Origin of the sequence: Enterobacter sp. PL1 (assembly GCF_945957325.1) — a bacterium.
GTDB classification, from domain to species: Bacteria; Pseudomonadota; Gammaproteobacteria; order Enterobacterales; family Enterobacteriaceae; genus Enterobacter; species Enterobacter roggenkampii.
The window spans coordinates 51,406-73,673 of sequence record NZ_CAMFKT010000021.1 but is presented as its reverse complement, the minus strand read 5'-3'; the positions used below and the strand labels follow the sequence as shown (position 1 = coordinate 73,673).

Below are 22,268 nucleotides of genomic sequence, written 5' to 3'. Positions count from 1 at the left end.
GGGCGTTGTCGCCAGAGGATAATCGTGAACGGATGCTGCATTGCTGGCATTTACGCCAGCAATGCAGTGAACTCAGAAGAGACGGTATCCATAACCCCAAAGAATCACCGTCAGTGCCAGTAACGCCTCCAGCACCAGCACCCCGATGGCGAGCGTTGAGCTCGAGAAGCTCAGCCCCTCTTCTTTATTGATATTCAGGAAGGTAGGAACCCCCAGATACAGCAGATAACCGGTGTAAAAGAGGGCAATGGTACCGATCAGCGCGCACAGCCAGACCAGTGGATAAAGCGCAACAATACCGCTTAAGAACAGCGGGGTCGCGACATACCCGGCAAAGACCATACAGTGCGCCAGCGATGGACGCTGCGGATAGTTACGCGCCATCCAGTGAATGACGCGCCCCATGACCGCCACCCCCGCCAGCATCAGGCCATAAAAGACGATGGCAAGATAGAGTCCGGTAAACCAGGAAAGCTGAACCACGGTGCCGTCACCGAAGTTCCAGCCGATTTGTGTCGTTCCGATAAAAGCGCATATTACCGGCACCGCAGCCATCAGCAGCACGTGGTGCGTGTAATGATGCGAGACCGTTTCGTTCTCACTTTTAATGACATGCATTTCACGATCGGGATGGGAGAAAAGTCCCCAGACATGGTTCATAGCGCCCCCTTGTTGTCGGCCCGTCAGCGATACCTTAAGTATAATGCAGGCTTTAGATTATTTTATGTACAGTGGGAAATTTCCGTTGATTTCCCCGCCGTTGATTCAAGGGGTATATGATTAAACGAGGCACGCAGAGGGAGAAAACCGTTACGTAATGGATATTAACGCACTCATTGAGCAATATGGCTATGCCGCGCTGGTCATCGGCAGCGTGGCAGAAGGTGAAACCATCACGCTGTTAGGGGGCGTCGCCGCGCATCAGGGGTTACTGAAGTTCCCGCTGGTTGTTGCCGCGGTCGCGCTGGGCGGGATGATAGGCGATCAGCTGCTCTACTTTCTGGGGCTGCGCTTTGGGCCCACGCTGCTCAAGCGTTTCGCAAAGCATCAGAAGAAAATCCGCCGCGCTCAGCGGCTCATTCAACGTCATCCCTACCTGTTCGTTATTGGCACTCGCTTTATGTATGGCTTTCGCATTATCGGGCCGATACTGATTGGCGCCAGCCATCTGCCGCCTAAAATTTTTCTGCCGCTCAATATTGTGGGCGCGATTGCCTGGGCGCTGATCTTTACGACGCTCGGTTATGTAGGGGGGGAAGTGATTGCGCCCTGGCTGCATAATCTCGACCAGCACCTGAAGCACTGGGCGTGGTTGATTCTGGTGGTTGTGGCGGTGATTGCGGTGCGACTGTGGCTGAAGCACCGTGAAAAGACGCGGGATGAGGAGTGAGTGCGGCCTGATGCCCTCACCCTAACCCTCTCCCACAGGGAGAGGGAACTAAAAATACCCTCTCTCACAGGGAGAGGGGAATCTATCCCTCCGGCTTAAACTGCGGGTTCGCCAGCATAAAGCCCCCGTCGACGATAAACGATTGCCCTGTTGTATAGCTGGCGTCGCTGTCACACAGCCACGCCACCAGGCTGGCAATCTCTTTCGTGTGGCCCGGCCTTGCCAGCGGGATTTCCGGCATGGAGCCTTCCTTCACTTCGCTGTCGTCCATGTCGTTCATCGGCGTGGCAATCGCACCCGGCGCGACGGCGTTCACCAGAATGTTGTGCTTCACCAGCTCCATCGCCATTGATTTGGTTAACCCGCCGAGCGCGTGTTTTGCCGCCGTGTAGGCACTCGCTTGCGGCAGAGGCGTGTGTTCATGCACCGAGGTGATGTTCACAATCCGCCCCCCTTCCCCCTGCTTCACCATCTGCCTTGCGGCTATCTGTGAACAGAGAAACGCACCGTCCACGTCGACGGTGAAAATATTCCGCCAGTCGTCAAACGGCATCTCGAGGAACGGCGCTTTGGTCATCGCCCCTGCATTATTGACCAGCACGTCCAGCCGGCCAAAGCGCGCAATCAGCGTCTCTATGGCCTCAGCGCCTTCCGGCAGCGTGCTTAGATCAAGATGGACAGCCTCCGCGCGCTGCCCCTGCGCTTCGACTTCACGGCAGGTTTCCAGCGCCCCTTTCTCATCCGAGTGCCAGGTGACCCCAATATCAAACCCGCGCTCAGCCAGCATCAGGGCCGTGGTTTTACCGATCCCGGAATCCGATGCGGTCACAATCGCTACTCTGGTCATACTCACCTCCTGAAAAACTGCAAAGAGGTAAGTATAGTTAATGACCTTTTTTAGCCATGATGATAGCCACCGCCCAGCGCGGAGGTCAGCTGCAGCGTGGCGTCCACATACTGCCCCTTCAGCAGCAATCCTTCGAGGTGCTCTTTAAGGGCCGGTATTCTGGCTTCACTGACCCGGGAGCCCGCAACGATCCCCGCGCTGAAACGCGCCTGCGCCAGCGCTACAACCCGTGCCGCATCTTTTTCAACCTGCTGCTGGTGGCTGTTTTTCGCCATGAGCGTTTCGACTTCACTGGCCGTGTGTGCCACCTGATTGACGGCCTCTACCACCGCTTTGTTGTAGTTGGCTACTGAAAGGTTGTTCTGCGCCTGAGCGATATCCAGCCCGGCGTTAAGCCTGCCGCTGTCGAAAATCGGCAGCGTTAGCCCGGCGGTCACGCCCATCTGCTGCGCGGACGAACGGAACAGATCGCTCAGATGGAGGGCATCCTGCTGTAAGAACGCCATCAGGTTCACGTCAGGATAAAACGCCGCTCGGGCGGCCTCCACTTCGCTCATGGAGGCTTCGATATACCAGTGCGCCTCCTGCAGATCCGGACGGCGTGCCAGCAGCTCATAGCCGAGCGTCGACGGTAGCGAGGCTTCCACCGTTGGCAAAGCGTGCCGCGTCAGCTTCACGGAGGAGGCGTTCGTCAGCGCGACCAGGCGCGCCTCAATGGCTTTCATTTTCCCGTTGACTTCGGCCAGCTGCTCTTCGGTTTTGCTGGCGTTGATATCCGTTTCAACGCCCTCCACGGAGGAGGTGATCCCGTGTTGATACAGCTCGCGATCGGCACCGATAATATTGTCCTGCTCATGTTTGATCTCCGCGAGGACCTCCCCCACGGCGGCCTGCGTTTGCCACTCCCAGTAGAGCCGCGCCACGCTGCTGGCCAGCAGCTGACGGGTCTGCTCCAGCTCCGCTTTTTGCGCATTCACTTTGCCAATCCGGGCTTCGACCTGCGCGCGATTTTTTCCCCACAGATCGAGATCCCAGCCTGCCGTCAGGCCAAAGGTGCCGTTGGTGTACCACGGCCCGGTTGTCCCTGCCGCCGGGTCGGTAATGGCAAAGGGCCCCATCAGCCCCTCGGCGGACATTTTCTGACGTTCGGCATCCGCTGAAAAATCAATCTGCGGACCGTCGGCAGCCATAGCCGCTTTGGCCTGGGCTTCCGCAAGCGTAATGCGCTGACGGGCAATCTGCATATCCGGCGCATCGCTTAATGCTTTCGCAATAAGCCCGTTAAGTTCCGGATCGTTATATGCTTTCCACCACTCATTTTTCGGCCAGTCCTGATGATTCAGAACCGTATTCACCGACGCCGCCGTGGTTTGCGTTTTAATGGGAGATACCGTGGCATGTTCAGGCGCACAGGCAGCCAGAATAAAAACGAAGGGAGCACTCAGAGATAAAATAAGAGAACGTTTCATGACGCCATAAACTCAAAAAATAAAGGCGCAAATTACGCTTGATTCTCTTTATTTTTTTAGTAATCCGTGGCAATGCGTAAATTGTCATAGATTTAAATATACGGAAAAGTATTCACCAAAATTATTATTTAAATTGAATTATGCAAATGAAAAATAATCAACCCGACAGGGTGAACATCCCCTGTCAGGTTGATCGCTTTATTAAACTTTCAGCGAAGCGCCTTTTGTCGCAATAACCTCTTTATACCAGTAGAAACTTTTCTTACGGCTGCGCGCCAGCGTGCCTTTCCCGCTGTCATCGCGATCGACGTAAATAAAGCCGTAGCGCTTAGAGAGTTCAGCTTTTGATGCGCTTACCAGATCGATGGGCCCCCAGCTGGTGTAGCCCATCACCTCAACGCCGTCTTCAATGGCTTCCCGCACCTGCACCAGGTGATCGTTGAGATAGCTGATGCGGTAGTCATCCTGCACCGTGCCATCTGCGTCCGGTTTATCCTTCGCCCCGAGCCCATTTTCCACGATAAACAGCGGCTTCTGATAGCGATCCCAGAGCACGTTTAGCAGAGTACGCAGGCCGATGGGGTCAATCTGCCAGCCCCATTCGGAACTGGCCAGATGCGGGTTTGGCACCATGCTCAGGATATTGCCGCGCGCCTGCTGGTTGAGGGCGTCGTCCGCGGTGACGCAGCCCGTCATGTAGTAGCTGAAGGAGATAAAATCGACGGTCGATTTCAGCGCCTCGTGGTCGGCGTCAGTGACCTCTAGCTGAATGCCGTTGTCGCGGAAGAAGCGCTGCATATACCCCGGGTAGGCGCCGCGACACTGCACGTCGCCAAAGAATTGCCACGCGCGGTTTTCCTGCAGCGTCTCCAGAACATCTTCCGGCTTGCAGGTCAGGGGATACATCAGGCCGCCCAGCAGCATGTTGCCGATTCTGGCATCCGGGATAATCTCATGGCAGGCCTTCACCGCCAGCGCGCTGGCCACCAGCTGGTGGTGGATCGCCTGGTACACCTCCCCTTTGCTGCTGGTTTCCGGCAGACCGACGCCGGTCATCGGCGCGTGCAGAGACATATTGATCTCGTTGAAGGTCAGCCACAGCTTGACCTTCTCTTTGTAGCGCGCAAACACGGTACGGGCGTAGCGCTCAAAGAAGCCGATAGTCTGACGGCTGCCCCACCCGCCGTACTGCTTCACCAGCCCCCACGGCATTTCATAGTGCGACAGCGTCACCAGCGGCGTGATGTTGTGCGCGGCCAGCTCGTCAAACAACCGGTCGTAAAACGCCAGCCCCGCCTCGTTCGGCTGCTGCTCGTCACCGTTCGGAAAAATGCGAGTCCAGGCAATGGAGACGCGCAGGCAGCTAAAGCCCATCTCGGCGAACAGCTTGATGTCTTCCGGGTAGCGATGATAGAAGTCGATGGCGACATCCTTGATGCCGCTGTCCCCAGGGACGCGCTCAACTACCGGGCCGAAGACACCCTGCGGCTGAACGTCAGAGGTGGACAGCCCTTTCCCCTCCTCCAGATACGCACCCTCTACCTGATTCGCGGCAACCGCGCCACCCCATAAAAAATCGTCCGGGAAAGTTTTCATCACGTTCTCCTGTTATTGATGACTGACGCTGAGTAACGGCGCACCGGCATTGACGGACGTTGCCGCCACGGTCGCCACCTCGCGATACTCGTCGCTGTTACTGATAATAATCGGGGTCGCCAGGTCGTATCCGGCATCGATAATCGCCTGTCGGTCAAACTCCAGCAGCAGATCGCCGGGCTGCACCTTGTCACCGACCTTCACATGGGCGGTAAACGGCCTGCCGTCGAGCTTCACGGTGTCGATACCCACGTGGATCAACACTTCAATCCCGCTGTTACTGAGCAGGCCGATGGCGTGTTTGGTCTGGAACAGCGAAGCCACCACGCCGGCAAACGGGGCAACCACTTTGTTATCGGAGGGAATAATCGCGGCGCCGCTGCCCAGCAGGCCGCTGGCAAACGTGGTATCCGGCACCTGGTCGAGAGCAAGAACGGTACCGGTCATCGGCGATAGCACATCGTTTTCGCCCGCGGAGACCACATTCTCTGGCGCGGTGTTTCCTGGCATACCGGCGAGCAGCGTCAGGCCGCAGCTCAGCACCAGCGCCACCACCGTGCCGATAATGCCTCCCCACAGCGTGGCGTCCACGCCGCCCGGCGGAATCATCTGGGCGATGGTAAAGATATTGGCGAAGCCGAAGGAGTAAACGTGGGTGTCACTGAAGCCGACAATCGCCCCACCGATAGCGCCAGCCACGCAGCCAAAGATAAACGGACGGCGCAGCGGCAGGTTTACGCCATACACTGCGGGTTCGGTGATACCAAAAATACCTGCCGTCACGGATGAACCGGCCAGCATTTTCTGACGCGCATCGCGGGTACGCAGGAAAATGCCCAGCGCCGCCCCCACCTGGCCAAACACCGCAGGCAAAAGCATGGGCAGCATGGAGTCATGCCCCAGCACCGCCAGGTTGTTGATCATCAGCGGCACCAGCCCCCAGTGCAGGCCAAAAATAACGCAGACCTGCCACAGCGCGCCCATCGCCGCGCCCGCCAGCCACGGTGCCAGAACGTAAATAGTCTGATAGCCGTTCGCCAGCATCTGGCTCAGCCAGGTCGCCAGCGGCCCGATAACGAGGAATGTCAGCGGCACGGTCACGCCCAGACAGATCAGCGGCGCGAAGAAGTTTTTCATCGAGGAAGGCAGCAGCCTGGTGCTCTGTTTTTCCAGCCAGCAGCTGACCCACGCGGCGAGAATAATCGGGATCACCGACGCGCTGTAGTTGAACCACGTGACGGGGATGCCCAAAAAGGCTTCCGATACCGCCCCCGGCTGCTGGCTGACGTTAAATGCCGCAATCATCACCGGATGGGTGAGCGCCCCGCCGATCACCATGGTAATAAACGGGTTGCCGCCGAACTTTTTCCCGGCGGTATAGCCCAGCACCAGCGGGAAGAAGAAAAACAGCGCATCGCTGGCGGCAAACCAGATTTTATACGTGCCGCTCTCGGTCGTGAGCCAGCCGCAGACCACGGCCAGCGCCAGCAGCCCCTTCAGAATACCGGACGCGGCCAGAATGCCGATAAATGGGGTAAAGATCCCGGAGACGATGTCAATCAGGCGGCCCAGCAGGTTCCCCTTTTCGCCCTTCTCTTCCACGACAGGGGCGTCGTCGGTCAGGCCTGCTTCATTGCGCACTGCCTGCCAGACGTCGTGAACGTGGTTGCCAATCACAACCTGAAACTGGCCGCCGCTTTCGACCACCATGATCACGCCCGGGTTTTTCTTGAGCCCTTCCGCATCCGCCCGTTGATTCTCTTTCAGTTTGAAGCGAAGCCGGGTCGCGCAGTGCACAAGACTGACGATGTTCTCTTTTCCGCCAACGTGGCCGAGAATATCCTTCGCTAACGCCTGGTATTCCATCTCGATTTCCTTACATCCGATGCCCGCAGGCACCTGTTGACTGAGTACAAAAATAAAAAAACCCGAGAACGACCTTCTGACGAAGGCCGCGCTCAGGTTTTGCCTGCGTGATGCAGTAACAATCCTGTTTTGAGGCTTAACGCCCCTCTTTTCTCACCCGCTCGATATGAATGGCGAGGAACATAATTTCTTCGGTTGTCAGCTCACGCTGATAGCTTTTGTTCAGGTGCTGTGCGATTTTCTCGGCGCATTTCCACGCTTTCGCGTAGTTGTCTTTGACTGCCGTATGCAGCGAGACATCGTCATCTTCCACCACGGTGCGGGTGAGCATCCGCTGGGCAAAAAACTTCAGGTGGGTGACAAAACGCTGATAGCTGAGCGACTCTTCGTCATACTCAAGCTGCAGCTGATACTTCACCAGCTGCAGGATCTCCTGCATCACCCGCGTCACGTGCATCACCTCCGGCATTTCGCTGTTCAGCTGCGCGGTAACCAGATGCAGCGCGATAAAACCGGCCTCATCCTCCTCCAGTTCGACGTTCAGGCGTCTGGCGATAATGGCCCGCGCCTCCTGCCCTAGTTCGAACTCCTTCGGATACAGCCGTTTAATATCCCACAGCAGCACGTTTTTGATGGCCAACCCGTTCTTCTGCCGCTCAATCGCAAAGTAGCAGTGATCGGTGAGGGTGATATACAAGCTCTCCTGCAGCTTGCCCAGCCGCTGCGCCGCCAGCCCGATGATGCGGTCGCAGGTGGTCATCACCTCCAGCGGAATTTGACTCAGCAGTTCTCCAAGCCGACGCACCAGTTCATCGCTTTGTAACGCAAACACCTTTTCAACCCGCGCGGTATCCAGCGCTTCACCGACGCGCTTCTGAAAGGCCAGCCCACGGCCCATCACCACCTGTTCGCGCCCGCGCTCATCCTGAACAACCACCACGTTATTATTGAGTATCTTGGCGATTTTCATCTGAACCCCAGAAACAAAAAAACCTGACCTCCGGCAGATGCCAGAAAATCAGGTTTTGCCTGCCTAAGCAGTAACAATCCAGTTCTGGCACTCTAACAGTTTCATTCGTAGCCTCAATGCGTCACGCGTCAGAAACGTGACGCGGATCGAACTTGCTACCGTGATATCAGAAGGTCACCACCGTTTTCAGTTCGGTGACCCAGGCATCCTGGGTGCGACTGACCCCGCCGGGATGGTGCCAGTACTGAATGCCCGGCTGCAGTTCAAGCCATGACACCGGACGAAAGCGGTAGTAAAACTCGCCGTTCAGGGAATGGCCCGGCACCGGGTGCCAGGCCGGATTGTTGTAGTCGCTCACGCCGCTCAGGCTGTTCAGGTAACGCTGGTTGCGGGCGTACTGGCTGCTCATATCAATCCAGGTTAAGCCAAAGCCAATCCAGTCTTCCGGTCGCGCATCAAACAGTCCGCGGTAGCGCAGCGAGGCGGCATAAACCTGATGCATGTAGTTAGTGCTCTGATCCGCAAGGCTCATGCTGAACGAGGTGCTCAACCCGCGATTCGGGTCATCCTGATGCTGCGTAAGCTGCTGGTTCAGCCCGGCGTACATGAACCAGGTCCGGTTGTGGGTATCGAATCCGTCCGGGTCCGTCGCGCCCGCCCCGCCGGATTTGCCGCGATAGAGATCGGTTTGCGGCGCGTTGGTAAACACCACGCCCAGGTTGTACGCGCCCGGCAGGCCGTTAATCAGCGGACGCGCTTCGATTTCAACCGGCAGTAAGACCCCTTTGCTGCCCTTCGTCGACCAGCTCCAGGCATGGCTGCGGCTGGCGGCCTGCGGATTCTGCTCCATCACGCCGCCTTTTAAGGTCAGCGTCGGCGTGAGTTTATAGGCAAGCGTGGTGCCCCAGGTGTGCACGTTCCAGTTGTTCCAGGTCAGCGAGTTGGCTGACTTTCCGCCGCACTGGGACAGCAGCTGAAAATCACAGGGGATAATTTGATCGAAGGTTTGCACCTTGTTCATCATCCCGATGCGCCAGGTCAGACGCCGGTCGTCAAAGCTGCGGGCAAAGGTCAGCCAGCCCAGACGGGTAATCGACTGCCCGCCCCAGCTCTCCTGGGTCAGATCGTTGAAGTTGACGCGCGGGTCCTGCACGCGTTTGGTGGTGAGATCGTCATTGTGGTTGCGGTTGACGATGTTCCCCTCGATACGCGCGTCCGGGATACCGGTCCAGCGCTCCAGATCCTGGTTGAAGGTCAGCGCGAACTGGTCAATATAGGCCACGTGGGAGTCGTGGTTATATCCGCCACCGCCGTTCCAGCCAATTTCATTCAGGTATCCGAGATTATAGGTAAAACCGTTATCGTTAAGGATTTTACGTATGCCGAGCATTTCGCCCAGCACAGGCTCCGGCGGAGCTTCAAACCCTAATACCGTACCGTTCCAGTCTTGCGCCATCGACAGCGGGGATATCGCCAATAAGGCGAACGCATAGAGTTTATTTTTATATGCCATGATAACAACCTGTGATTGAGTATTGAGTGCGTAACCGGCCGCAGGAAATTTTTCTATTTCCTGTCACTATTTCTTTTTTTAAAAATCATTAAAAAGCGCTAAGCCAAATATCTCTCCTGCGTAAATGACAGGCAAAAAAAAACCTAAGCGCCCCACAGCGAAAATGCTGTGGAACGCTTAGGTTTTGCCTGTTAACCAGTCACAATCCTGCGTTGAAAACAGTGGCACCTTAACACCGTCGCGCCACGTTGAAAACCTGAACTGTTTTCTGTTTTAAAAAAGTGTGAGCAATTTAACGCTTATTATTTGGACTGAATCACCCGCGCAATATCAGCCGACGTCTGTAAAGTACGAATCTCCTGAAATAATTCCAGCGCTTCCTCGTACTCTTTGCGTAAATAACTCAGCCACTGCTTAATACGCGCGACGTGATACAAACCGGTGTCGCCCTGTTTTTCCAGACGGCTGTATTTTTGCAGCAGCGTGACGACATCTGCCCACGGCATACGCGGTTCGTTATATTTCACCACCCGGCTGAGGTTGGGCACATTCAGCGCGCCGCGGCCGATCATTACCGCATCGCAGCCGGTGGCCTGCAGACAGGCCTGCGCGCTCTCGTAGTCCCAGATTTCGCCGTTGGCGATCACCGGAATGGAGAGGCGTTTGCGGATCTCACCGATCGCCTGCCAGTTTATGCGATCGGCTTTGTAGCCATCTTCTTTAGTGCGGCCATGCACCACCAGCTCGGTGGCCCCGGCCTGCTGCACCGCATCGGCGATCTCGAACTGTCGGGCATCGCTGTCCCACCCCAGGCGCACCTTTACCGTCACCGGCAAATGCGCGGGCACGGCCTCGCGCATGGCTTTCGCGCCGCGGTAAATCAGCTCAGGATCTTTCAGCAACGTCGCCCCGCCGCCGCTGCCGTTCACCAGCTTAGACGGACAGCCGCAGTTGAGATCCACCCCGTAAGAGCCCAGCTCAACCGCGCGGGCGGCGTTTTCCGCCAGCCATTCAGGGTACTGGCCGAGGAGCTGAATCCGCACCAGCGTGCCGGAAGAGGTCCGGCTCTGGTTGTGCAGCTCGGGGCAAAGCCGGAAGAAGGATTTTACCGGCAACAGCATATCGACCACGCGCAAAAACTCCGTCACGCAGAGATCGTAGTCGTTCACCTCGGTCAGAAGCTCGCGCACGAGGGAGTCGAGCACGCCTTCCATTGGGGCCAGTAAAACACGCATAGCAGTACCTGTGAAAAAAGACGCGCTATAGTAGCCGCTCTCTATATCGCTGGGAAGCGCTTCTGTTCAGGCAGAAAGTCACCCGGCGTTGCCCCAACAATGGCGCGAAACGCCGCCGCAAATGCCGCCGGGCCGGAAAACCCCAGCATCCAGGCCACCTGCTTAACCGGGTATCCGTTGGCGAGGAGATCCAGCGAGGCACAAATCCTTGCGCGCTGTCGCCAGGCCCGGAAGCTAAAGCCGGTATCGTTGATAAACGCGCGTGAAAATGTGCGTTCAGACATCGCGGCCCGTTCCGCCAGCCTTTCCAGAGAGAGATCCCAGAGATTGTTGGCAATGATGTCACAGGCCACGCGATGTAAGCGCTCATCCACGGGCATCGGCAGTTCGGCAGAAATCTGCTGCGTCTCGCTGAGGATGTCGAGCAGCAAAACGGCCATGCTGCGCTGGCTTGCCGGCCGGTATTCCGCGCTGAACAGCCCGGCAATCAGCTCTTTGAACAACGCTGTGGCCATAATCACGTGAACCTCGTCTTTCCGCTTAAAAGGCTCGCATTGCGCTATCAGCGCCGGGCTAAACCAGACCGCGCGCAGCTCCGTTGCGGATAACACGCTGTAGGTATGCTCCTGAAAGGGAGGGATCCACAGCGCGCGCTGCGGCGGTATGACCCAGCGTTGGCTGCCGGTTTCGACCAGCATGACTCCTTTGATGGCAAACAAAAGTTGTCCCTGCGAATGCTGGTGAGGCGGATCGATTTCGCCGCGCGTATAGCGAATTGCCCCTCTTGACCATCCGATAGCATCGTCGTGAATTGGCGTTTTATCGATAACGGTTGGCATTTCACATTTCCCCCTTCCTCTTATGATGCTGCTTGTACACGTAACCAGAGAGAGACGCAATGCACATCCATTTTATTATTCATGAACATTTCGAGGCACCTGGCGCCTATGAAATCTGGGGGAAAAGTCGCGGCTGCAGTCTGAGCTACACCAGAGTGTATCAGGGCGATTCGTTACCTGAGGAACTGGAGAACTTAGACCTGCTTATCATCATGGGAGGCCCGCAGTCCCCCGCCACCACGCGTGAGGAATGCCCCTGGTTTGATGCGCAGGCGGAAAAGGCACTCATCAGCCGCGCGATAGAGGCAGGTAAAACGGTGATAGGCGTTTGTCTGGGCTCGCAGCTTATCGGTGAAGCGCTGGGCGCCGCGTTTTGTCATAGCCCGGAAAAAGAGATCGGCACATTTCCCATCAGGCTCACAGATGCAGGTAAGGCGAACCCGCTGTTTGAGGACTTTGGCAGCGTGCTGAACGTCGGTCACTGGCATAACGATATGCCTGGGTTGACGCCGCAGGCTAAAGTTCTGGCTTACAGCGAGGGCTGTCCCCGCCAGATCGTGCAGTACAGCGAACGGGTTTACGGTTTCCAGTGCCATATGGAGCTGACGCCGGAGGTGGTAGAGTTGCTGATTGAGCATTCGCAGAATGACCTCCGCCGTGCGGGTGAATTCCGTTTTGTCGAAACGGCGGAAAAACTCCGTTCGCACGATTATCGCGAAATGAACCAGGTGCTGTTTTCTTTTCTCGATAAACTGACCGCCTGACGCTGATGCCTTCTCTGGCGCGTTACTTCGCCAGCGCAATCCCTTTCCTCTAAACTGTAGCCTGCACCAGTAAGGTCATACCGGACGTTCCATTCCGGAATGTCTGGTATGCTCAAAATTCATGATGTGATCCGTGGCACATTTTTAGGTTTAATTGTATGATGAATGCGTTTCAGCAAGGACTATCACCATGAGCAAATCATTGAACATTATCTGGCAATATCTGCGCGCATTCGTCCTGATTTACGCCTGCCTGTATGCCGGGATTTTCATCGCGTCGCTGCTGCCCATCACCATTCCCGGCAGCATTATCGGCATGCTGATCCTCTTCGTGCTGCTGGCGCTGCAAATCCTGCCTGCAAAGTGGGTCAATCCCGGCTGCTTCGTCCTCATTCGCTATATGGCGCTGCTTTTCGTGCCTATCGGCGTCGGGGTCATGCAGTATTTTGATTTGCTCAAAGCCCAGTTCGGCCCGATTGTTGTTTCCTGCGCGGTGAGTACGCTGGTGGTTTTCCTGGTGGTGAGCTGGAGTTCACATCTGGTGCATGGCGAACGTAACGTGATTGGGGAGAAAACAAAAAAATGATGGACAATATCTGGTGGTCCCTGCCGCTCACCCTTGCAGTCTTTTTCGCCGCACGTAAACTTGCCGCGCGTTTCAAAATGCCCTTGCTGAACCCCCTGCTGGTGGCGATGGTGGTGATTATTCCGTTCCTGCTGCTCACCGGCATTCCTTACGAACGCTACTTTGCCGGCAGCAAAATCTTAAACGACCTGCTGCAACCCGCCGTCGTGGCGCTGGCGTTTCCTTTATATGAGCAACTGCACCAGATCCGCGCCCGCTGGAAATCCATCATTACCATCTGTTTTGTGGGTAGCCTGGTGGCGATGATCACCGGCACGTCGGTGGCGCTGCTGATGGGCGCTTCCCCACAGATTGCGGCGTCAATCCTGCCTAAATCGGTGACCACGCCTATCGCGATGGCGGTTGGGGGCAGCCTCGGCGGCATTCCGGCCATCAGCGCGATGTGCGTCATTTTCGTCGGTATTCTCGGCGCGGTGTTTGGCCACACCCTGCTGAACGCGATGCGTATTCATACTAAGGCGGCACGGGGGCTCTCGATGGGCACCGCCTCGCACGCGCTGGGTACTGCCCGCTGCGCGGAGCTGGATTATCAGGAAGGGGCGTTTAGCTCCCTGGCGCTGGTGATCTGCGGGATTATTACCTCCCTGCTGGCCCCGTTCATTTTCCCGCTGATTCTGGCAGTGATGGGCTAAAATTTGCGATGCGTCGCGCAAATTTCATTTTGATTTCATAAGTTGCATGCATAATGAGAAGTGGATCACATATAAAGCCCTGACGGCTCCGTAAACTACCGATCCATTAACCTTTATGAGGCAAACGCCATGCACCCACGTTTTCAAGCTGCTTTCGCCCAGCTTGCAGAGAATTTGCAGTCAGCCCTTGCTCCCGTTCTGGCAGATGCGCACTTCCCCGCCCTGCTGACCGCGGAGCAGGTCACGATGCTGAAACAGGCAACGGGACTGGACGAAGACGCGCTGGCTTTCGCACTGCTTCCTCTGGCTGCCGCCTGCGCGCGGGCCGATCTCTCCCACTTCAACGTCGGGGCCATTGCGCGCGGCGTCAGCGGCACCTGGTACTTCGGCGGCAACATGGAGTTCCTGGGCGCAACCATGCAGCAAACCGTTCACGCCGAGCAGAGCGCCATCAGCCACGCCTGGCTGCGCGGTGAAAAAGCGCTGAGCGCCATTACCGTGAACTACACCCCCTGCGGCCACTGCCGTCAGTTTATGAACGAGCTGAACAGCGGGCTGCAGCTGCGCATCAACCTGCCGGGCCGCGCGCCGCACACGCTGGCGGATTACCTGCCGGACGCGTTTGGCCCGAAAGATCTGGAGATCAAAACCCTGCTGATGGACGAGCAGGACCACGGTTTCGCCCTGTCCGGCGATGACCTGAGCCAGGCCGCGATTACCGCCGCCAACAAGAGCCACACGCCGTACAGCAGGTCCCCGAGCGGCGTGGCGCTGCAGTGTCGCGATGGCCGCATCTTCATCGGCAGCTATGCGGAAAACGCCGCGTTTAACCCAACGCTGCCGCCGCTGCAGGGCGCACTCAACCTGCTGAGCCTGAACGGCTATGATTATCCTGACATTCAGCGCGCCATTCTGGCAGAAATTGCCGATGCGCCGCTGATTCAGTGGGATGCCACTGCCGCAACGCTTAAAGCGCTGGGCTGTACAACGATTGACCGCGTGCTGCTGGCGTAACCCTTCCGGCGGGCAGAAATGCCCGCCAGTTTGTTGAAAAACCCCTCAGTTGAGTCGCTGTTTCTTGCGCTAACCAGGCGGGTAAAGTAGCCTGAGTTAAATTTCACCTTCGGTACGAGCCATCTGCATGTTAAAGCGCGTTTTTTACAGCCTGTCTGTCCTGGTCGGCATACTGCTGTTGATCGTGCTCGGCCTCGACCGCTGGATGAGCTGGAAAACCGCCCCCTATATCTTTGACGACCTGCAGGACCTGCCCTATCGTCAGGTTGGGGTGGTGCTCGGCACCGCCAAGTATTACCGCACCGGCGTCATCAACCAGTATTACCGTTACCGCATTCAGGGCGCGCTGAACGCCTACAACAGCGGCAAGGTGAACTACCTGCTGCTGAGCGGCGATAACGCCCTGCAAAGCTATAACGAACCGGTGACGATGCGTAAGGACCTGATTGCCGCGGGCGTGGATCCTGCCGATATCGTGCTCGACTACGCGGGCTTCCGCACCCTGGACTCCATCGTCCGCACGCGCAAGGTCTTCGACACCAACGACTTCATCATCATCACCCAGCGCTTCCACTGCGAGCGCGCGCTGTTTATCGCCCTGCACATGGGCATTCAGGCGCAGTGCTACGCGGTGCCGTCGCCAAAAGATATGCTGAGCGTGCGCGTCCGCGAGTTCGGCGCCCGCTTTGGTGCCCTGGCCGATCTGTATATCTTTAAGCGCGAACCGCGCTTTTTAGGCCCGCTGGTACCGATTCCGGCGATGCACGAAGTGCCGGAAGACGCGCAGGGTTATCCGGCCGTCACGCCCGAGCAGCTGCTGGATATGCAGAAAAAAGAGAAATAACAGAGCCGCCTTTATACTTTCTTTACGCCGGGCCTGACGCTTTTTATCTCCCCTTTACGTCGGCTCTTTTAAGCTGAGTTCATTGCCGCTACGGCTTCATTGAAGAATGACTATGAACTCGATAATGAATGCGTTTTTCCTCAAAAGTCTCCGTCCGTACTTTAACTTTCCCGGCTTATCACTCCCTGGCGCACTTAATTCTGGCCTCTGGCTGGATGAAAAAATTGACGCCCTGCAGCACAACGTTGCCGTGGAAGTGGCCGATTATCTGGAACGTTACCCGCAAACGAAACATGTTGACGTTTACCTGAACGATATCAACGGCACGATGCGCGGCAAGCGCCTCTCGGTAGAGAGCATGCTGAGCCTGGAAAAAGGCTGTTATTTTCCGCTTTCCGTCTACTCAATGGACCAGAAGGGAAACATCGCCGCCCCGCTTTATGATGAACCCGATCGGCTGTGCGTCCCGGTCGCCGGTTCTCTACGCCCCTGTCCGCAGGATCCAGAGCACACCGCGCAGATCCTGCTGACGATGAAGGACAGCGACGGTAACCCCTGCCCGCTTGAGCCGCGCGCGATACTGCAGAACGTCGTGGCCCGCTTCCACCAGCACGGCCTCTTCCCGGTTATTGCCCCGGAAATCGAGTTCTATCTGACGGGACAAGGCGATCGCGATCCGCAAAATCAGGGCTGTTTTCACATGGATACCTCGTCGGCGCATACGGCGCTGTTTGACGAGCTGGAACAGCTGGCGCACCTGCAGCGCATCCCGCTGTCAGGGGTGGTAGCGGAAGCCGAGTCCGGACAGTACGAATTAAACCTGAAGCACAGCCAGCGCGTCGTAGAGGTCTGTGATAACGTGCTGGCCCTCCGCCGCCTGACCCGCTATGTCGCTGAAAAGCACGGTCTTCAGGCCAACTTTATGGCTAAGCCGTTCAGCCAGCTCTCCGGCAGCGGTTTGCACATCCATTTCAGCCTGAACGATAGCCGTGGCGAGAACGTTTTTGCCTCGCCGGTGAACGCGCTGAGCAGCATGATGCGCTTGTGCATCGCGGGCCAGCTGGCGCTGATGCCCGCCTCCGTCGCCATTCTCGCGCCGGGGGTCAACGCGTTTCGTCGCCTGCGTAAAAACCTGACGGAACCCGTCTTTAACTCCTGGGGCTATAACACCCGCTCCGCCGCCTTGCGTATTCCCTGCTCGGATGAGAGCAACCGTCGCATTGAGTACCGGCTGGCCGGGGCCGATGCGAATCCGTATTTGGTCACAGCCACTATCCTGACAGGCATGCTGTACGGGCTGGAACATATCGACGAGGGGGATCTCCCTGAGCCGCAGCACGACCAACCCGAACTGCCGCTGTTCCAGCAGGAGGCGATTGAGGCCTTTGCCTGCTGTCAGTATCTCACCGACAGCCTGGGCGACGCCTTTTCCGAACAGTGGGTCGCCTGCAAGCTTTCTGAACTCGACTGGTTTGAGCGGATTGTGACGCAGGAGGAGTCCCATCTGGCATAGGGCATAAAAAAGCCCGCTCGGTGAGCGGGCCGGGTATGGCGAGAAACGATTACTTCTTACGGGCGTACTTCAGTGAATCCAGCGCAACCGCGAAGATAATGATGGCGCCCTTGATGATGTACTGCCAGTACGGGTTCACGCCGATGTAGGTCAACCCGTAGTTGATGACGGTGAAGATGATCACACCGGTCACCACGCCGAGTACGGTACCCACGCCGCCGCTGAAGGAGACGCCGCCCACCACGCAGGCTGCGATCGCATCCAGCTCGTACATGAAGCCAAGGTTGTTCGTTGCAGAGCCGATGCGGCCCGCTTCCAGCATCCCGCCGAAGGCGTAGAACACCCCGGACAGGGCATAGATGATGAGCAGGTTCAGGGCAACGTTTACGCCGGAGACTTTCGCCGCTTCCGGGTTACCGCCGATAGCGAAGATGTTTTTGCCAAAGCGCGTTTTGTTCCACAGGATCCAGACAAAGGCGACCGCAATCAGCGCATAGAAGGTGATATACGACAGGCGGAAGCTGCCCAGCGCGATAAACCCTTGCGTAAAGGTCGAGAAGCCGCTGTCAAAGCCCGAGATGGGCGAAGCACCGACGAAGTCGTAGTACAGGGAGTTGATACCGTAAACGATGATCATCGTGCCCAGGGTGGTGATGAATGGCGTCACGTTCAGGTAGGCGATGATAATACCGTTGATCAGACCAATCACCGCACCAATGGCGCAGACAATCAGGATCACCACGAAAATCGGCATGGTGGCCATTTCCGGGAAGACCTTGTTGGCGTTTTCCATCGACTGCAGCAGGGTTGCCGCGATAACCGCCGCCAGACCTACCTGGCGACCGGCAGAAAGGTCCGTCCCCTGGGTCACGATCAGGCCCGCCACGCCCAGCGCAATGATAATACGCACGGAGGACTGGGTCAGAATGTTACTCAGGTTCAGCAGGCTTAAGAACGTAGGGTCCTGGAAAATGATGATTGCCAGCAAGACTAAAAGAACAACGTAAATACCGCCTTCTTTCAGGTAAGTGAGAAAACTTTTTTTATTTAACGCACTCATGAGGAGCCCCTGATCTTAAAGGTGCAAAGACGCAAGACGCAAAATTTCGTTTTGCGTTGTCGTTTTGGTGTCAACAATACCGGCGACGAGACCATTGCTCATAACCAGAATACGGTCCGTGATCCCTAACAATTCCGGCATTTCGGAAGAAATAATAATGATCCCTTTATTCTTTTTCGCCAGCTCGGCAATCAGCTGATAAATTTCAAACTTCGCGCCGACGTCAATACCGCGGGTCGGTTCATCCAGCATCAGGATTTCGGGCTGCGTTAATAACCAGCGGCCGATAATGACTTTCTGCTGGTTACCGCCTGACAGCGAACCAATCTGGGTGCGGTGGCCTGGCGTTTTTACGCGCATGGAGTCAATCACCCATTGGGTATCGCTCTTCATGCGGGAGTTATCCAACAGCCCAACTTTGTTTTTGTAATTGCGAATGTTAGAAATTAACGAGTTAAAGTTAATATCCAGATAAGCATAAATACCGGTCGAACGACGCTCTTCCGTCACCAGCGCAAAACCATTATTAATGGCTTCGTTGGCGTTGTGGTTATTGATTTTCTTACCGTGCAGCGTAATGGTGCCTTCGGCTTTCTCACGAATGCCAAACAGGGTTTCCACGATATCGGTACGCTTTGCCCCCACCAGGCCGGCAATCCCCAGGATTTCACCCTTGTGCAGGTCGAAGGAGACATCGCGAATAGACGGCTGACGCAATGAGGTCAGATTGCGCACTTCCAGAATCACTTCACCCGGCTTGTTTTCTTTGTCCGGGAAGCGCTGGTTCAGGGAACGGCCGACCATCATGGCGATGATCTTGTCCATGTCCAGCCCTTCCAGCGGCTGCGTGGCAATCCACTGGCCGTCGCGCAGGATGGTGATCTCATCGCACAGCTGGAAGATCTCTTCCATTTTGTGGGAAATGTACACAATGCCGCAGCCGCGATCTTTCAGCTTACGAATAATGGTAAAAAGGTGGTTAACCTCTTTTTCCGTTAATGAGGATGTCGGTTCGTCCATGATGACAATTTTCGCATCATAGGAGAACGCTTTGGCAATTTCGATCATCTGCATCTGGGAGACGGATAATGTTCCCACGCGGGCGCGCGGATCGATATCAATATCCAGCTCGTCGAAAATCGCCTTGGTGTCGCGATACATTTTGTCCTGATCGACAAAAACACCTTTGGTGGGATAGCGCCCCAACCACATGTTATCCATGACTGAACGCTGCAGCACCAGGTTTAATTCCTGGTGAACCATCGAGATACCGTTTTCCAGTGCTTCTTTCGCTGAATGGAAATCGATCTCTTTCCCCTGAAAAAGAATGCTGCCAGAATCTTTTTGATAGATCCCAAAAAGACATTTTAATAATGTTGATTTACCCGCACCGTTCTCCCCCATTAAGGCATGAATAGAGTGAGGACGCACTTTTAAATTAACATTATCGAGTGCCTTAACGCCGGGAAATGACTTGTTGATACCGCTCATTTCCAACAGGTATTCACCGGATGACTGAGTTGTTGTGCTGACCATAATTATACCTTGTTGGCCTCGCATATCGCGTTATAAAAGGGCGCAACTCGTTGCGCCCAGTGAAGACAAGTTAACTCTTTTATTTACCGATAAACTCAGCCAGGTTGGACTGGTCTACGCCCACGTAAGGTACGCGAACGATTTTGTTGTCAATTTTCCAGTTGGTGCCATCTGCCGCACCTTTGCCATCGGCCAGGTTTTTCGCCAGGTCGAAGGTGGCTTTCGCCTGGTTGTTGGCATCGTTCAGCACGGTACCGGCCATCGCACCGGATTTAACCAGCGCCAGCGCTTCTGGCAGCGCATCTACGCCGAATACCGGGATAGAGGATTTGTTGTGTGCCTTCAGCGCTTCTACCGCACCCATTGCCATCGCATCGTTGTTGGCGATAACCACTTCGATTTTGTTGGCGTTAGGGCCGGACAGCCACGCGTCCATCTTATCTTTCGCCTGAGCGGTATCCCACATCGCGGTATCTAACGCCAGCTGCTGGGTTTTCAGGCCCTTGTCGTTCAGCTCTTTGATAACGTAGGTGGTACGCGCTTCAGCATCCGGGTGGCCAGGTTCGCCTTTCAGCAGCACGAACTGAATCTGACCGTCTTTGTTCAGGTCCCAGTTCGGGTTCGCCGCCCAGTGTTTCGCGATCAGATCGCCCTGAATAATACCGGACTCTTTGGAGTCGGTACCGACGTAATACGCTTTGTCGTAGCTATCCAGCGCCTTACGGGAAGGTTCTTTGTTGAAGAAGACGATCGGCACGTTCTGGCCGCGCGCTTTTTCAATAACCGTGCCTGCTGCAGCCGGGTCAACCAGGTTGATGGCCAGGGCTTTCACGCCTTTCGCCAGCAGAACGTCGATCTGGTCGTTCTGTTTGGACTGGTCATTCTGGGAGTCGTTCATCAGCAGCTGAACGTCTGGCGCTGCTTTCGCATCTTTCTCAATCGCTTTACGCACAACAGACATGAAGTTGTCGTCGTATTTATAGATGGTCACACCAATACGGGTATCCGCAGCGTGCGCTGCTGCACCAAAAAGCATGCTTGCCATTACAGCAGACAGGGTCAACACCTTCTTATTCATGGTATCTCCGGTTTTTTTTATGCAGGGTAGTTCTTGTGAATAACGAGCGGCGGGCAGATGTTAATAAAACGTTACTGACAGCCGAGGTTCACTTATAAAATTTCTCTCTTCCGTGTTCGGTAACGCTCCAGAAATGCGTTTTATTCGTTGTTTGCGGCACATTGGCTATAGTGAAAGTGAATAATCACTGTTACATAGCGTTTCAGCCCCTAAAACGCTGACATCATAGTCAGCGCCTTGTTAAGATACTGTGAATTTACTCACAGATTGAAAACGGTTACATCACCACATGTAATCAGTTAGTGATCGGAACCACAATTTGCCGGGCCGCGACGGAGTGGCGACGCACTAAAGTCGGCATGAAACAGTGTGTTGCCCCCGGATCCAGCACGCCTGCTGCCCCCTGTAACGCCAGCTCAGTCGCCAGTTTCGCCATAGAGGCAATCGGGTAACGCACGGTTGTCAGCTGCGGGTCGGTGTAACGGGCAATCGGGATATCATCGAAACCAATGAGTGATAAATGCTGTGGCACCGCAATGCCGTTATCCTTCAGCGCCGTCAGGGCGCCTGCCGCCATGCTGTCGTTATAGGCAAACACCGCAGACAATTGCAGATTGCGGCCCAGCAGCTCTACCATCGCCGCTTCACCGCCCTGCATGTCCGGCGTGCCGGTTCCCACCCAGCTCTCGGATGGCGTAATGCCATGCTCTTTCAGGGCGTTTTGCCACCCCTCGCGCCGCAGTTCGTCATCTTCAATCGCGTGGCTGGAGGCCAGATAACCGATCCGCTGATGCCCGTTATTGATGAGCATTTTCGTGGCCATCATGGCGCCGCTGACGTTATCCAGCCCGACGCAGCGGTGGGCATAGCCGGGGACGATGCGGTTGATCAGCACCATGCCCGGGATCTGCTCCATCAATCCGGTTAGCTCTTCATCGCTTAAGGCTTTTGAGTGGACAATCAAGGCGTTACAGCGCTGGCGGATCAGCACTTCAATGGCATGGCGTTCTTTTTCCGCCTCATGATAGCTATTGCCGATCAGGACATATTTCTCATGCTGCTGGGCGACCATATCGACCGCTTTCACCAGTGCGCCGAAAAAGGCATCCGAGACATCCATTACCACCACGCCGATGGTGTCGCTGACCTGCGTCGCAAGCGCCTGGGCATTGGCATTTGGCCGGTACCCGAGCTGGGTCACGGCTTTCATTACGGTTTCTCGGGTTTCAGGGCTGACCAGCGCGCTATTGTTCAGCACGCGTGAGACGGTAGCCACAGAAACGCCCGCCTGACGGGCGACGTCACGAATGGTGATCATATTCACCATCCTTCAAAGGATTGCAGCAACTCACAGACACCCCCTGTGTTTAGCAAGGTGGCTATTTTGGCAGCGAGAGAAAGGGGACTACGTGAAGAAGCTCACAGTCATGAAAACGCTTACATCCGTTTTGTTAAT

At 56.0% G+C, this 22,268-nt stretch carries 19 protein-coding genes and 1 pseudogene; 7 read left to right on the top strand and 13 right to left on the bottom strand.

Annotation, left to right across the window (positions count from 1 at the left end):
- Positions 1–72: 72 nt before the first annotated feature.
- Complete coding sequence (locus tag N6P30_RS18135) at positions 73–660, bottom strand: Yip1 family protein (protein ID WP_023312454.1); 588 nt, start codon at positions 658–660, stop codon at positions 73–75.
- 157 nt (positions 661–817) lie between these two features.
- On the opposite strand from N6P30_RS18135, the gene N6P30_RS18130 reads away from it, so the two are divergent.
- Positions 818–1,390 carry a DedA family protein gene (locus tag N6P30_RS18130; RefSeq protein ID WP_008500905.1) on the top strand — a complete coding sequence of 191 codons (573 nt, stop codon included), beginning with the start codon at positions 818–820 and terminating at the stop codon, positions 1,388–1,390.
- 82 nt (positions 1,391–1,472) lie between these two features.
- Here N6P30_RS18130 and N6P30_RS18125 read toward each other — a convergent pair whose 3' ends face one another.
- The 8 genes and pseudogenes from N6P30_RS18125 to N6P30_RS18090 all read right to left on the bottom strand — a co-directional run bounded on the left by N6P30_RS18125 (position 1,473) and on the right by N6P30_RS18090 (position 11,725).
- Positions 1,473–2,237 carry an SDR family oxidoreductase gene (locus tag N6P30_RS18125; RefSeq protein ID WP_008500906.1) on the bottom strand — a complete coding sequence of 255 codons (765 nt, stop codon included), beginning with the start codon at positions 2,235–2,237 and terminating at the stop codon, positions 1,473–1,475.
- 50 nt (positions 2,238–2,287) lie between these two features.
- Complete coding sequence (gene mdtQ / locus N6P30_RS18120; protein WP_032663195.1) at positions 2,288–3,706, bottom strand: multidrug resistance outer membrane protein MdtQ; 1,419 nt, start codon at positions 3,704–3,706, stop codon at positions 2,288–2,290.
- Between the two features lie 201 nt (positions 3,707–3,907).
- Entirely contained in the window at positions 3,908–5,302 is a 1,395-nt protein-coding gene (locus N6P30_RS18115) for a glycoside hydrolase family 1 protein (protein WP_032663194.1), read from the bottom strand.
- A 12-nt stretch (positions 5,303–5,314) separates the two neighbouring features.
- Positions 5,315–7,280, bottom strand: a pseudogene (bglF, locus tag N6P30_RS18110) (PTS beta-glucoside transporter subunit IIABC).
- A gap of 24 nt (positions 7,281–7,304) precedes the next feature.
- Positions 7,305–8,138: a BglG family transcription antiterminator LicT gene (gene licT, locus N6P30_RS18105; protein ID WP_023293816.1), complete on the bottom strand. Its 834-nt coding sequence runs from the start codon at positions 8,136–8,138 to the stop codon at positions 7,305–7,307.
- A gap of 166 nt (positions 8,139–8,304) precedes the next feature.
- Positions 8,305–9,594 carry a carbohydrate porin gene (locus N6P30_RS18100; protein WP_229020423.1) on the bottom strand — a complete coding sequence of 430 codons (1,290 nt, stop codon included), beginning with the start codon at positions 9,592–9,594 and terminating at the stop codon, positions 8,305–8,307.
- A 359-nt stretch (positions 9,595–9,953) separates the two neighbouring features.
- A complete protein-coding gene (gene dusC / locus N6P30_RS18095) occupies positions 9,954–10,886 on the bottom strand; it encodes a tRNA dihydrouridine(16) synthase DusC (protein WP_008500912.1) in 933 nt (310 codons plus the stop codon).
- Between the two features lie 41 nt (positions 10,887–10,927).
- Positions 10,928–11,725 carry an AraC family transcriptional regulator gene (locus N6P30_RS18090; RefSeq protein ID WP_032663192.1) on the bottom strand — a complete coding sequence of 266 codons (798 nt, stop codon included), beginning with the start codon at positions 11,723–11,725 and terminating at the stop codon, positions 10,928–10,930.
- Between the two features lie 59 nt (positions 11,726–11,784).
- Here N6P30_RS18090 and N6P30_RS18085 point away from each other — a divergent pair, with 59 nt between their 5' ends.
- The 6 genes from N6P30_RS18085 to N6P30_RS18060 all read left to right on the top strand — a co-directional run bounded on the left by N6P30_RS18085 (position 11,785) and on the right by N6P30_RS18060 (position 17,138).
- Positions 11,785–12,489, top strand: a complete 705-nt coding sequence (locus N6P30_RS18085) for a type 1 glutamine amidotransferase (RefSeq protein WP_032663191.1) — start codon at positions 11,785–11,787, stop codon at positions 12,487–12,489.
- 190 nt (positions 12,490–12,679) lie between these two features.
- On the top strand, positions 12,680–13,075 hold the full coding sequence (locus N6P30_RS18080) for a CidA/LrgA family protein (RefSeq protein ID WP_014884558.1): 396 nt from the start codon (positions 12,680–12,682) through the stop codon (positions 13,073–13,075).
- Positions 13,072–13,767: a CidB/LrgB family autolysis modulator gene (locus N6P30_RS18075; RefSeq protein ID WP_008500916.1), complete on the top strand. Its 696-nt coding sequence runs from the start codon at positions 13,072–13,074 to the stop codon at positions 13,765–13,767. The genes N6P30_RS18080 and N6P30_RS18075 overlap by 4 nt, the downstream gene beginning before the upstream one ends.
- 129 nt (positions 13,768–13,896) lie before the next feature.
- Positions 13,897–14,781 (top strand): cytidine deaminase, encoded by an 885-nt coding sequence (cdd, locus tag N6P30_RS18070; RefSeq protein ID WP_021241502.1) that lies wholly within the window; start codon positions 13,897–13,899, stop codon positions 14,779–14,781.
- Positions 14,782–14,908: 127 nt separating this feature from the next.
- On the top strand, positions 14,909–15,625 hold the full coding sequence (sanA, locus tag N6P30_RS18065) for an outer membrane permeability protein SanA (RefSeq protein WP_008500918.1): 717 nt from the start codon (positions 14,909–14,911) through the stop codon (positions 15,623–15,625).
- A 124-nt stretch (positions 15,626–15,749) separates the two neighbouring features.
- Entirely contained in the window at positions 15,750–17,138 is a 1,389-nt protein-coding gene (locus N6P30_RS18060) for a glutamine synthetase family protein (RefSeq protein WP_032663190.1), read from the top strand.
- Positions 17,139–17,187: 49 nt separating this feature from the next.
- Here the strand turns inward: N6P30_RS18060 and mglC are convergent, their stop codons facing one another.
- The 4 genes from mglC to galS form a co-directional block, all read right to left on the bottom strand.
- Positions 17,188–18,198, bottom strand: a complete 1,011-nt coding sequence (gene mglC / locus N6P30_RS18055; RefSeq protein ID WP_008500921.1) for a galactose/methyl galactoside ABC transporter permease MglC — start codon at positions 18,196–18,198, stop codon at positions 17,188–17,190.
- A gap of 15 nt (positions 18,199–18,213) precedes the next feature.
- Positions 18,214–19,734: a galactose/methyl galactoside ABC transporter ATP-binding protein MglA gene (mglA, locus tag N6P30_RS18050; protein WP_008500922.1), complete on the bottom strand. Its 1,521-nt coding sequence runs from the start codon at positions 19,732–19,734 to the stop codon at positions 18,214–18,216.
- A 79-nt stretch (positions 19,735–19,813) separates the two neighbouring features.
- Positions 19,814–20,812, bottom strand: a complete 999-nt coding sequence (gene mglB / locus N6P30_RS18045; protein ID WP_008500923.1) for a galactose/glucose ABC transporter substrate-binding protein MglB — start codon at positions 20,810–20,812, stop codon at positions 19,814–19,816.
- A gap of 295 nt (positions 20,813–21,107) precedes the next feature.
- Positions 21,108–22,130 (bottom strand): HTH-type transcriptional regulator GalS, encoded by a 1,023-nt coding sequence (galS, locus tag N6P30_RS18040; RefSeq protein ID WP_021241505.1) that lies wholly within the window; start codon positions 22,128–22,130, stop codon positions 21,108–21,110.
- Positions 22,131–22,268 lie beyond the last annotated feature (138 nt).